The 12,637-nt window shown below is 44.5% G+C and carries 8 protein-coding genes; 3 read left to right on the forward strand and 5 right to left on the reverse strand.

The features are described from left to right. Positions 1–5 precede the first annotated feature (5 nt). From G493_RS0100645 to G493_RS0100665, 5 genes are all read right to left on the reverse strand, one after another. Entirely contained in the window at positions 6–3,386 is a 3,381-nt protein-coding gene (locus tag G493_RS0100645; RefSeq protein WP_028578807.1) for an FAD-dependent oxidoreductase, read from the reverse strand. Further along, positions 3,383–3,964, reverse strand: coding sequence for a 2-oxoacid:acceptor oxidoreductase family protein (locus tag G493_RS0100650; RefSeq protein ID WP_028578808.1), 582 nt, complete (start codon positions 3,962–3,964; stop codon positions 3,383–3,385). Before G493_RS0100650 ends, G493_RS0100645 begins: the two co-directional genes overlap by 4 nt. Positions 3,965–4,166: 202 nt before the next feature. Then, a complete protein-coding gene (locus G493_RS0100655; protein WP_028578809.1) occupies positions 4,167–5,018 on the reverse strand; it encodes a 2-oxoacid:ferredoxin oxidoreductase subunit beta in 852 nt (283 codons plus the stop codon). Then, positions 5,015–6,166 carry a 2-oxoacid:acceptor oxidoreductase subunit alpha gene (locus G493_RS0100660; protein ID WP_028578810.1) on the reverse strand — a complete coding sequence of 384 codons (1,152 nt, stop codon included), beginning with the start codon at positions 6,164–6,166 and terminating at the stop codon, positions 5,015–5,017. Before G493_RS0100660 ends, G493_RS0100655 begins: the two co-directional genes overlap by 4 nt. A gap of 54 nt (positions 6,167–6,220) precedes the next feature. Then, on the reverse strand, positions 6,221–6,481 hold the full coding sequence (locus G493_RS0100665; protein ID WP_028578811.1) for a 4Fe-4S dicluster domain-containing protein: 261 nt from the start codon (positions 6,479–6,481) through the stop codon (positions 6,221–6,223). An 897-nt stretch (positions 6,482–7,378) separates the two neighbouring features. Between G493_RS0100665 and G493_RS0100680 the strand changes: the two genes are divergently transcribed. The 3 genes from G493_RS0100680 to G493_RS27195 all read left to right on the forward strand — a co-directional run bounded on the left by G493_RS0100680 (position 7,379) and on the right by G493_RS27195 (position 12,626). Next, positions 7,379–8,485, forward strand: coding sequence for a glycosyltransferase (locus G493_RS0100680; RefSeq protein WP_028578813.1), 1,107 nt, complete (start codon positions 7,379–7,381; stop codon positions 8,483–8,485). Between the two features lie 462 nt (positions 8,486–8,947). After that, on the forward strand, positions 8,948–10,405 hold the full coding sequence (locus tag G493_RS0100685) for a DUF6077 domain-containing protein (RefSeq protein WP_028578814.1): 1,458 nt from the start codon (positions 8,948–8,950) through the stop codon (positions 10,403–10,405). Between the two features lie 178 nt (positions 10,406–10,583). After that, positions 10,584–12,626: a polysaccharide biosynthesis protein gene (locus G493_RS27195; RefSeq protein ID WP_084813355.1), complete on the forward strand. Its 2,043-nt coding sequence runs from the start codon at positions 10,584–10,586 to the stop codon at positions 12,624–12,626. The last annotated feature ends 11 nt before the right edge of the window (positions 12,627–12,637 follow it).

Genomic DNA, 12,637 nt, shown 5'->3' on the forward strand with positions numbered 1-12,637 from the left:
GTCTTCTATGCTCCATGGACTGCATTACTCTGGAGTATTTCCTCAAGAGCCTGTTCGAGGTATGCTCTATTTCTGTATGGGCTATCGACGGCACCTGTGGGACACATTGATATACAGTTGCCGCACCCTTTACAGATGGCTTCATCCACTTGAGCCTGCCAGCCGCCCACCTGATTACGGGAGAAACTCATTGCATGGTAAGGGCATACTGATATGCAGCGTCCGCATCCTCTACAGAGTTTGGAATCCACCACAACGGTAAAACCCTTACTCTGACGGGGGCCTCGGGGTAGGGCAGATGCTGCCATAACCGCGGCTGCCGCACCTTTTTTCAGCTTGGAAACATTCAGGCCGCCGGGTTCTGCCAGAAACAATCCCGGCACTGAAGTGGCACAGGGGTAAGCAAAAGGAATGCCGGTGATGTCTTTTTGCTGGTTGACCGGTTCTATGGTTTTGGCAGGCAGACCTTCCTGGTGAGTATAAGGAATACGGCGGCGAGCCTTTTCTCCCAAAATCACGGTTCCTGCGCGTATGGCCTGGCGTTCACCATCGGATTCAACCAGTATCTGAAAATCACCTATTGTACCGCTGAGTGCGATGACATTCCACCCCATGAAAGAATGGATATTGGCATGATCCAGTTCTTCGGTAGCCGGCTGCTCAAACGTTCCGAAATGGAAAACATCATGATCCGTTTGAGCCAGATGCAGGGCACTGTTCAGGGTGGCCTGGGAATTGCCGATAACGGCTGCAGTAAAATTGTAGTTTCTGTCAACAGCTGGCAACGGCTTGAGGCTCTTAACCCGTTCCATAGATCTATGCAGCAGGCCTTTGAAACGTGCCATGGCAAGTTCAGGGTTAGTTGTTACCAGACGAAGGACCTCTCCTCGCAGGTTTTGCGTCTCTACCATGGAGCGGCTGATACCTGTACCATGGAATAATCCGTCTTTGAGGCGACTTCTCTGGTCAGTACAGGCACTGCATACAAAATTGAGCGGACAGCAGACGCAGGAAGCCAGGACTATTCTGGTGAGCCCTTTTTCTCTGGTGGTTTTGATAATAGTGTCAATACCGTCGTCGGTACAGGCAGAGTTGATGGTCTGTGCATGGACAATCATGGAATCCTTCTCTTCCTGTTCATGAAGAAAAGTATTCATACCTTCAAGCCAGCCTAGTGAGTTATTACATCGGCAGGCAAAAACACCGATGCGTATTTCCTGCGAAAGTCCGGCATCAGGTGTGGAAAAGGCCAGAGCATGACCTTTGGTACGATGTGCAGAATCTCCCAGCAGGATCATTGCTTTGGCGGCAGCATCAAAGCCACGGACAATCATATCGTTAACTTCTGTGCGGGCGGCTTTAGGTCCATAGGCACGAATGACGTCTTCACCCCGGATAACAGGCACGATGTTAGGATCGGCCATAATAATGATGCCGCCCTGTTCAACAAGCTCTGTTTCAACCTGATTGTGATTGATAGCCTGAACTTCTCCACAGGCCTCCACGCATTGAAAACACTCTGAGCAAGCCCCACACTGCAGGCATCGCCCTGCTTCAGCAAGGATTTGCTGCTCAGAAAGCCCCAAGGCAACTTCGTTGAAATTCTGCACCCGTTCACCCGGTTGTCGCTCAGGCATTTCACGTCGTTTTTGACGTGGGATATCCGGTGAGATTGGTGTGAAATCTCTGTTCAAAGGCCGGGTCGTTGTGTGACTGCCGATTTCATGGTTCAGGTCAGCATCCATAATTGCTGCGACCTTTTTTCCGGAAGCCATGGCATGTACAACGGTAGACGGACCTGTAACGGCATCACCGGCAGCATAGAGTCCAGGCATTGTGGTCCTTTGCTGTTCATCTACAGCTAGAAAACCTCGATCTGTGACAGAGAATGGTGTCGTCATTTCGGCTGTAAAACACCCAACCTGACCGATAGCAACGAACGCAAGATCAAATTCCATGGACCAGGGGGCAATCTGTTCATCAACAACCGGCCAGGCTATGTCGCCTTCCGCTGCTAAGCCTGGTTTTGTAGCTCTGCATTCCAGAGCATTGAACGTGGTACCGTCCCCAAGAAAAGCTGTAACCTGGGTCTGGTCTTTAATGGTAATGCCTTCTTCCAGTGCTTCCCGTATCTCATCTTTGTCAGCAGGGATTTCTTCCTTTCTAAACCAGGAAAGCATGGTAACCTCAGCGCCCAGACGTGCCAGGGTTCTGGCCAGGTCAAAGGCTGAATTGCCGTCGCCAATGACCGCTACCTTCTTGTTCATAGAACTGATATGTTGCCATTTACTTCTGGTGAGAAAGGAAATGCAGCCTTCAATCCCCTCCAGGTCTTCACCAGGGATACCGAGCTTACGATCGCTCCAGCTGCCTGTGGTCAGGAGGGTTGCATGAAAATCGTTGTTGACCGTATTGAGACCGGTCACAAGGTCAACATCCTGGGAGCAGGCAAAGGTTACTCCCATTTTTTCGATGCGCTGCAGTTCACGGTCCAATACAGGTTCTGGAAGTCGATGTGATCCTATACCATAACGGAGGAGGCCCCCTGCTTTTTCCTGACGTTCAAAAACCGTTACCTGGTATCCTCTTTCTGCCAATTCGGCTGCCGCAGCAATACCGGCTGGTCCGGATCCTATGATAGCGATACGTTCTTTTCTAGTGGGAGCCTGGGGGGGCGATTCAACATCAGTACTAGTATGGGTTTCAGCATAGTCCGCCAGGAATCGTTTGATTGCACGGATAGAAACCGGTTCGTCCAATTCTCCACGACGACAGCTTTCTTCACACGGATGGGTACAGATTCGACCACATATACCAGGCAGGACGTTCTTTTCTCGTATCAGGTCTAAGGCTTCCTGGTATTTTCCCTTTGCAGCCAGAGCAACATATCCCTGAGCATTCACGCCCAGGGGGCAACTCGCCTGGCAGAGTGGTTGCTGGCGCTTGTCTATGGTGGGGCGTCCTGGCAGACTTTTACGGGAATCCAGACTGAGTGGTTTGCTGTTGTCGCAGTTTGTTACGGGACATGCCTCAGCACACTTGCCGCAAAGGACACATTTTTCGGGATCCACGTACGTGAGGTCTTTGCGAATACGTACGCTGAATCCCTGTGGTGTATGTTTTATAGCTGAAATGGTGGCTGGCAGGATCGTGCGGATTCGACTATTTCGCAATATCCTGATCAAACCTGGGCGATGTGCGAAGTTGAATGTCTGGCCTGATTGCATACGATAAGCTTCATTTGCAAGTTTGACATTCAGATCAGGATCAGCGTCAACGAGGGTAACCGGAATACCCAGTTCTCCCAGTTTATTGGTAGCAGCGATTCCTTCTGGAGTGGCACCCAGGACTATTACTCGGTGCAGACGTTCCTTTTGTCGTGTCATTGTGCAATGGCTCCTGTCATACCTGCGGCACGTTTCTCTTTTCCTTTGAGAGTGGAAAGGCCGTAATCAAACCCTTTATTAAAGGCTTTCTGGTTTTTTTCTTCTGTTCCCTTCGGCACTGATCGGTTGACGGTCTCCAGGGCAGCATTTTTGGATACAGCTTCTGTAATAGCTGTGAAAAAGCCAATCATAATGATGTTGGCCATCATTTTATGTCCCAGACTTTCAGCCATTCTGGTGGCAGCGATTTCGTAGTGTGCGCAGGGAGCATTTGTAGTGGGTACCAGGTCCTGATCTGTAAGAAGGATTGAGTCTTCCTGCAGCAGGCCGGAAAATTTGTCATATCCTGCCTGGGACATAGCCACTAGAATATGTGGTATCTTCACATACGGATAGTGGATGGGGGTATCGGAGATGATAACCTGTGCATTACAGGCGCCACCACGTGATTCCGGACCATAAGCCTGTACCAGTGTTGACTCCTTATTGTCGCCTAGAGAAGCGGCTGTGCCGAGAATACGGCCAGCCAAAATGATTCCCTGTCCGCCAAATCCGGTGACTATAATTTCTTTCTGCATAGCAACGGTGCTCTTAGTTGGTGTCTTTTCAAAAATGTTCCAATGACCGGTTACAAACCTTGTGCTTGATGTATTTCATAATATCAATGCGGTAGGAGGCGTGGAGGGTCCTGGTGTCCTGGTTAGCGAGCCAGGGGGGCATTTCTGGACGGACACTTGTTGAACTCAAATTGGTAAGTGCTGGATGTCGACAGTATAAAATTTAATCCTCACTGCATTGTCTGCAGGTGACCTCGTACATGTCATCGCAGGTGCTGCGATCAGTATCGACAAAAGTCCCCAGGATGACACCACGTTCAAAGTCAATATCCGCACGTCCAGGATCTGCTCCATTTTTAATAATGGTCTTTTCCTGATACAGTTTCATGGTATCCAGGGATTTTTCCTTGTTACGTCTGCCATAATTAATGGGGCAGGGGGCAAGTACTTCGATAAAGGAAAATCCTTTTTTCCGTATAGCCTCATTGATGGCATTGGTCAGGTCTCTGACATGCAGGATTGTCCAGCGTGCCACATAGGAGGCTCCAGATGCGTAAGCCAGGAGGGGCAGGTTGAACGGTGAATCAGGATTGCCAAACGGGGTCGTGGTCGTCTTGGCTCGGCTGGGAGTGGTAGCTGCGACCTGGCCTCCAGTCATGCCATAGTTCAGGTTATTTACACAGATGACCGTTATGTCCATGTTGCGGCGTGCTGCATGGATGAAATGATTGCCACCAATGGCAAACAGGTCACCATCTCCACTGAAGACGATAACGTTCAGATCCGGCTTGGCCATTTTTATACCACTTGCGAAAGGAATGGCACGGCCATGGGTTGTGTGAAAAGAATCCAGCTTGATATATCCTGCTCCCCTTGCTGAACAGCCGATGCCGGAAACCATGGTGAACTCGTTATAGGGAATTTCAGTGGCCTTTATTGCTGTGAGGCAGGATGAGAAGACCGTACCAATGCCGCACCCGGGGCACCAGATGTGAGGAATACGATCGGTCCGGATCAGGTCGTCCAATGGATGGGACGGTTGTTTGCTGCCTATCTGTTTCGGGTTTTTGGTCATGGCTGGAAGACCTCCTTTATCAGAGAAACCACCTTGTCCGGGTGGATGATTTTACCGCCTGCAGAACCCACCAGGTGAGTTGATGCCTGTCCTTTGGCACACCTTTCAACTTCATAATGCACCTGTCCGAGGTTGATCTCAACGGTTATGAGGCCTTTGACACGGGCTGCAATATCGTGAATCATCTGCTCTGGAAAAGGCCATACCGTAATTAATCTGAGAAGTCCTGCTTTGTAACCCAGTTTGCGGGCTTCATCTACTGCTGTCAGCCCTGTACGGACAGAAATACCATAGGAAACAATGACAATATCAGCGTCATCCATCATGTATTCTTCTGTGTGCACGATATCATCAAGGTTGTCCCGGATTTTACCTTTGATCCTGGTCATCATTTCTTCCTGGGCTTCAACGGTCATGGCTGGGTAGCCTCGTTCATCGTGGGTCAAGCCTGTTACATGAACGTTGTAGCCATCGCCAATGGCAGGCATGGGGGCCACGCCATTGGGACCTGGTTCATACAATTTGAAACGGTCCTTTCTCCCTTTGGGTTTTGGGCGCTCTATCAATTGGATTTCTTTTGCATCTGGGATGATAACCTTTTCGCTCATATGACCGACGATTTCATCGGCCATAACCAGTACAGGCACTCTGTATTTTTCGCTCAGGTTAAACGCAAGGATGGTGTGATAAAAGCAATCCTGAGGAGATGATGGTGCAATGGCGATGAGTTCATAATCTCCGTGCGATCCCCAGCGTGCCTGCATCATGTCCCCTTGCCCTGTTTGTGTGGGCAGGCCGGTGGATGGGCCGGTTCGCTGGACATTGACAATCACACAGGGTGTTTCTGTGCACACACCAAGCCCGAGGTTTTCCATCATCAGGCTGAATCCCGGACCTGAGGTGGCTGTCATAGTCTTAGTCCCTGTCCAGGATGCACCAAGGATTGAGGCGATAGCGGCGATTTCATCTTCCATTTGAATAAAGGTGCCGCCGACATCCGGCAATCTCTCGGCCATGTGTTCTGCAATCTCAGTTGCCGGGGTAATCGGGTAGGCGCCGAAAAAACGGCATCCTGCTGCGATGGCGCCCTCGGCACATGCCACATCACCTGTGATATAATGGCTTCCTGTTTGAACAGCTGATTTCATATACGACCTTCATCTAGGTGTGAGAAGCAAAATCTAAAATTGCTTCATTGGTGATCATAAAGGAGCTTCAGTGGAATAAATGGCAAATTCCGGACAAATTATTTCGCAGTAATGACAGTTGACGCATTCATCCGGTTTTGTCGTTTGTGGTGGGTGATATCCCTTTTTATTAAAGTGGTCTGAAAAGGCGAGTATATGCATGGGGCAGAATTCAATGCAATATCCACAGCCTTTACAACGATCTTCAATGATATTTACCACCCCTTTAGTGATCTGTATTTCTTGGGTGTCCAGGGGTTGTCGCCAGAATGCCATATCTGTTTCCTGAAAGTTGTACGAATGGATTATGTGGAACAGGCGGTACTGCTATGCCTGTGACCTGAAAATATGTGACGTGCTGATTTTCAGGGCTCATGTTACTCGTTCCTAAATTTCTTGTTGCAGAAATAAAGAGTAAACGAAAAGCAAGAATTAACACGAAAACCAGAGTAAAAGTCAAGCTAATTTTAAGGTTAGTCGGTGTTGACTGGAGACGGTGTGACCTTTTTGTAGAGGGTGTCTTGTTTTTTAAGGCGATGTGAGAAGGGGTGTTTGCCGAGAGTGATTGTTGTGGCAATGGTGATGGAGATTATAATCCTGTCTGCCCTGGGCTGTGATGTTCTGTCTTGAGATGCCATGGGTTGTAGCCTGGGGGAGTCTGTCTGTAGAAAGCGGGTGTTTTTCGAGCCGGTCCTCCCCTTCGTCAGTATTTGCCTCTATGAATTGCTGGGGTCAAAAAAGCAAATAAAATTTTCTGTGACTTTTCAACACAGGGAGAATGGGTATTTGGGGCTGTTTGCCGATGATATGAGTACCATTGTTTTTCTGGTTGTAATAATGTGGCGTATCCAGATTTGTTTAAAGAGTAATTTTTTAGTATATACTGTGGAAAAGATTCTGGTGAGGCATGGGAGAGAGAAAGTGCTGAGCAGAAATGGAGAGAGAAAACCCGATGCCCGTGTGGCAAGCCTCTAACAGAATGCGGACTTTTTTTGCTTTGTTTCACTTTACCTCCTTTAAGATGTGTTGTAGTTCTCCTGATACGCATACTCACCAGTGGGGAAAATTTAAATATAGCAGTGCTTCAACAGATTATCCCCATTTTTGAACGCTGTTCAATGGGAACCTTCGTTATATCAACTATCAGGAGTCTGACTCCGTTGAAAAGGCATAGTGAATACACAACAAACAAAATCAACGCCATTAATTGTTCATTCTGACTGGACCCGGGACTGGGGCGGCCAGGAAATGCGCACCTTGTGTGAGCTTCAGGAGATGAAAAAACTTGGATTCCGGACAGGGCTTATTGTGCCGGAGGACAGTGAATTGGCTAGAAGAGCCAAGGGTATGGATATCCCCGTATATCCTGTCCCTTTTACATCTAAATTTTGTCTGACTTCCTGGAAATCGCTGTTTCGTATTTTACGATCCATTCGTCCGGACGTGCTAAATACCCATTCGTCAGAAGATTCCTGGATGGCCGGATGTGCAGCCAGGATTTGTGGAGTTCCTCTGATAGCAAGAACTCGCCATGTGTTGGCTCCCATTTCCTCTGCTGTAAGTTATAATTTGTTCCCCCATGTGATATTTGCATGTAGTGAATCTATACGTGACCAGCTCGTGCGCCAAGGTGTGAAAAAGGATCTCGTTGTGGTTCAGAATACCGGTATAGATGAAGAACGGTTTCGATACGACAGCTCTAATCGTGAGGCGATTCGTAAACAATATGGTGTTGCTGATGATGAAATCCTGGTAGGTAACGTAGCTTTTCTACGGCACTACAAAGGGCATCCGTTCATTATTGAAACCGCTGCTACGATGCCTGATAAATATAAATTCATGCTGGTCGGCGAAGGTGGGGAGCGTCCCCACCTTGAACAGATGATCCGTGAAAAACAACTCGAGGATCGATTTATTCTCGCAGGTCATACGGAAGAACCTGAAAAATATTTTTCAGCCTTTGATATGATTTTCTTCTCTTCCAACGAGAGCGAGGGTATTTCGCAATCCTTTGTTCAAGGGCTACTCTACGGGCTTCCTGTTCTGGCCGTGCGGACTCCATCCATTCTTGAGCCGCTTAATCTCGTGCAGCATCATGCTACTGTTGACTATGGTGATGTAAGATCGGCACATGATGCGTTGCTTTCTTTAACCAGTTGTCTGCTACGACATGAGCAGGCTATTGTAGAACAACGGCATGCAGTTTCAACAAAGTATGGGCTGAAATCTATGATGGAAAATATCCTGTCTGTTTATTCCCGCTATGGAATATCTTTATAAAAAATACCATATTGTAGTAACTGATTACAGGTACCCCATCTTTACACGATCGCGGTTTCCCGCATAGATAGCCTATAGCGAAAAAACACGCTTGTCCAAAGCTGAAGCACCTGTGAACAGTTACAATTCATTCAGAACTAATTGAAATGTCAGTGTTATTAACCTCGTGATCAGTTATATATTGTACGTATCAGGCTTTTACTCCTTATGTCCCGTGCTTACTTGATTTGTTGTCAGAAGGAAAGTGCGGGGCAAAGAATATGAATATGTTCCTTTTATGCCTGCCGCAAAGCTACTGTAATACAAGTTGCTGTTAAATAGAATTAAATCTGTAAAAAGGCGGAGGAATGGTTGGTCAAGAGGCGGTGTGTAAAGCGAAGTAAGAAGTTATCGGCTTAATTATATGAAAAATTTAACATATATATTCATGCTGTATGCTGTTTCTATTTTTTATGGAAAAAGATGAATTGTAAATACATTGATTCTATATTTAGTCTGTTCTTTTTAGGTTTTGCACTGTGGACTGTTTCTTATGTGGTGTTTTTTTTTATTGGATATTCTTTTTCTTCGTTAGCTGTTTTAAGTGTTGCCCTTATTGTATTAGTTATTGTTTTGTTTGTGTATAGGTGTGTGAGCAATAAATATATTGATTTTATCTCCGTGAAAGAGTCGGTTGCTCTTATTTTGTTTGTATCTTTAGCTATTTTTCTTACATTATGTTTGCATAGACCAGATTCTGATGATCAATTATACCTAAATGTATCAATTGCCGTTCTTGATTATGCTAAAACTATTTTTAAGGATATTCCGGTATTACAACATCGGTTGCATGTAATTATGCCATATGAATTGGCAAAATCTTCGGTTACTTATATTGCTGGTGTACCACTGCTTGTTTCCTATTATCTCATTTTGCCTGGTTTTTTGTCTGTATTTGTAGTTATTGCTAATTACCAACTGCTTAAGCTGCTAATTGGAAAAAATTGGATTGTTGGTATGGTATTCTTTTTTATAGTGATGTTGGTTTGGGGAGATATTCATCGAACATATGCAAATTTTGGTTTTGTAAGGCTGTTTCAAGGAAAGGCTGTTCTGGTATCTATTATAATACCAGCAATATTTTATTATTATTTTAAATTTGCTGAGACGTTAGACAAAAAAAATATATTATTTCTTGCTTTTACTATGGTGGCTGGTTGCGGTTTTACTGCAACTGGCATAGTGGTTTGTCTTATTGTCTTGTCTATTCTCATTTTATCTACAGTATTTAAAGATATATATGCCATTAAAAAATATTTGTTGTTATTTTTGTGTTTGATCGTACCCCTTGCATTGGGTCTTGTTATGCGATTTTACTTTGGTGTGGTAACTAATGCTGTGCATACATCTCATGGATTTCAAGAGCATACTACGAACTATGACATGTTTCTGATGATGTTTGGCGATGGGTATAGAGGTTTTTTTGCAGTAGCTTGTTTCGTTGTCAGTCCCTTTTTCGTTACCAATGCAAAGGTGAGGCCTATATATAGGAATTTTGTAATTATTTCCGTTGTTTTGCTTATGATACCTTGCACGTCGGAGATTATTGCCAAGTTGACCTATCCGACTTTATCCTGGAGGTGGTTGTGGGCCCTTCCTGTTCCATTTGCTATGAGTATGGTTGTCGGGCGTTTGGGTGGCGAACTGTTTTCACGCGGTGTAAAAGGTGTAGGTATAAGGCATGTTGCAGCTCTCATGTTAGTTTTAATTTTTATTTTCAATTCAAAGCCGCATGTGTTGTCGAAGTATAATAGACGGACAACATTGAAATGGCCATCTCCGAAAATCCGTAAGAATACAATATGGTTGCGATTGTATAAAGAGTATGCTGTGATAGAAAAAAATCGTATTTGTTTAAAAAGTAGTAAGAAATGTTTTTGAAATATGCTTAACTCGTCTGCAATTTTGAGATAAATACAGTCGTCGAGATCATCTCCGTTGATCAGTTCACACCCCTGTAGAGATGATACAGGTAAGAGACTCCTGTTTTGTTTTCTGATCATGGCGTTTAATTTAATATATGTAATTTTTAATAATTACTTTTACAGAAATTTCTCATATGAATATTCAACTTGTTACGAGTCTTCGTAAAAATCCGAAATTTTGGTTTATTATTACGGTTGATATTATATTGCTTGTCATTGCATATTATTTGGCTAATGTGATTCGTTTTGCAGATTCTATATTGGAATATCGCAATGTTGTTTTGATAAATCCACTTATACCGTTTCTTGTATTTGTTAAAATAATAATTTTCTATTTGTTTGGATTGTATAGAGGTATGTGGCGTTATACAAGCTATTCAGATATATTTAATATCCTAAAAGGAACTACTGTATCTGCATTTATTATTGTTACAATTCTTTTGTATTTTAACAGGTTTGAAGGCCTGTCACGTTCTGTATTTATTTTGGATACCCTTTTGACATTTCTGCTGGTTAGTGGGCATAGAGTTGCAATACGTTATTTTTATCAAAATGTACAAGGCTCAAATGGATTTTTTACTAAATTTTCAAAGGTAAGTAAAAAGCGTTTGTTAATTATTGGTGCAGGCGCCTATGCAGAAAAAGTCTTGCGAGAAATAAAGGAAAATAATCAACTTCCATATGCAGTGGTTGGGCTTGTAGATGATGATCACAAGAAGACGGGGATGAAAATTCATGGTATTCCTGTTTTTGGACTAATTAGTGATCTTAAAGAACATATCCGGCGTTCAAAAGCGAATGAGGCATTAATTGCAATAGCCTCCCTTACCGGTCAGGATATGCAACGTATCGTTACTATTTGCCAGGAAGCCGATATCCCTTTTAAGGTTTTGCCAGGAATTGGGCAGATAATAGACGGGAAAATATCTGTGAAATCCATGCGGGATATTTCCTATAGCGATCTGCTCGGCAGAACTGAAGTCAAACTTGAACAGGATGTCATTGGCAGATACCTTACCGATCAAACTGTCCTTGTTACTGGGGCCGGTGGATCCATAGGTTCTGAGTTGTGTCGTCAGATTTTACGTTTTTCGCCTCGAAGAATAATTTTATTGGATGCCAGTGAGGCAAATCTATATACTATTCAAATGGAACTTGTCCATGAATACAAATTTGAAAATATATCACCAATACTTGGCAAAGTACAGGATCTTGGATTGTTGGAATGGTTGTTTTTGCGTCACAAACCAGAGGTCGTCTTTCATGCCGCTGCATATAAACATGTTCCTCTTGTTGAAAACAATCCCTGGCAAGCCATCCATAACAATGTGCTTGGTACCCAGTTATTAGCTGAGACTTCTATTATACATGGTGTACAACGATTTGTACTTGTGTCAACTGATAAGGCGGTCAGGCCAACCAATGTCATGGGCGCCTCAAAAAGACTTACCGAACTTATAATGATGGCCTATGGAAAAGATAACTGGAATGGACAGTGTTCTCCTATACGATCACGTTTGACTCATACTGTCCCTCTCTTTGATAAAAAATTACATGATCATAACACAGTGTTCATGGCTGTCCGGTTTGGTAATGTATTGGGATCATCTGGGTCAGTTATTCCTCTTTTTAAACGCCAAATAGAGTTAGGGGGGCCAGTAACTGTCACTCATCCTGAGATCACACGCTATTTCATGTCTATTGAAGAGGCCGCCCAGCTCATTCTCCAGGCTGGTGCTATGGGGCATGGTGAAGAAATATTTATTTTAAAAATGGGTGAGCCAATTAAAATAGCCAATATGGCCAGAAGATTAATCAAACTCGCAGGGAAAGAACCTGATACGGAAATTGAAATTAAATATACAGGTCTCAGAGAAGGTGAAAAATTGTATGAAGAATTAATCACCGAAGGCGAAGGAATTGTTGAAACACACCATGAAAAGATCATGGTTTTGCGCGGTAATTCCATGGATTGTGTTAATCTTTTCAATGGCCTTGAGGAACTGTTCGATAAGGCACGTCGCCATGATAGTTATGGAATTAAGATGTCTTTACAACAGCTTATTCCTGAGTTTACTCCTTGTTTCTTGGCGAATGACTCTTTACCTGAGATCCAGCATTCATCGTGCAGTCGAAGCGAGGCACCAGACACGCAGTCGCGGTGTACTACTGCATGAGGTCGGTAATA

The sequence above is a fragment of the Desulfogranum japonicum DSM 18378 genome (assembly GCF_000429945.1).
GTDB lineage: Bacteria > Desulfobacterota > Desulfobulbia > Desulfobulbales > Desulfobulbaceae > Desulfogranum > Desulfogranum japonicum.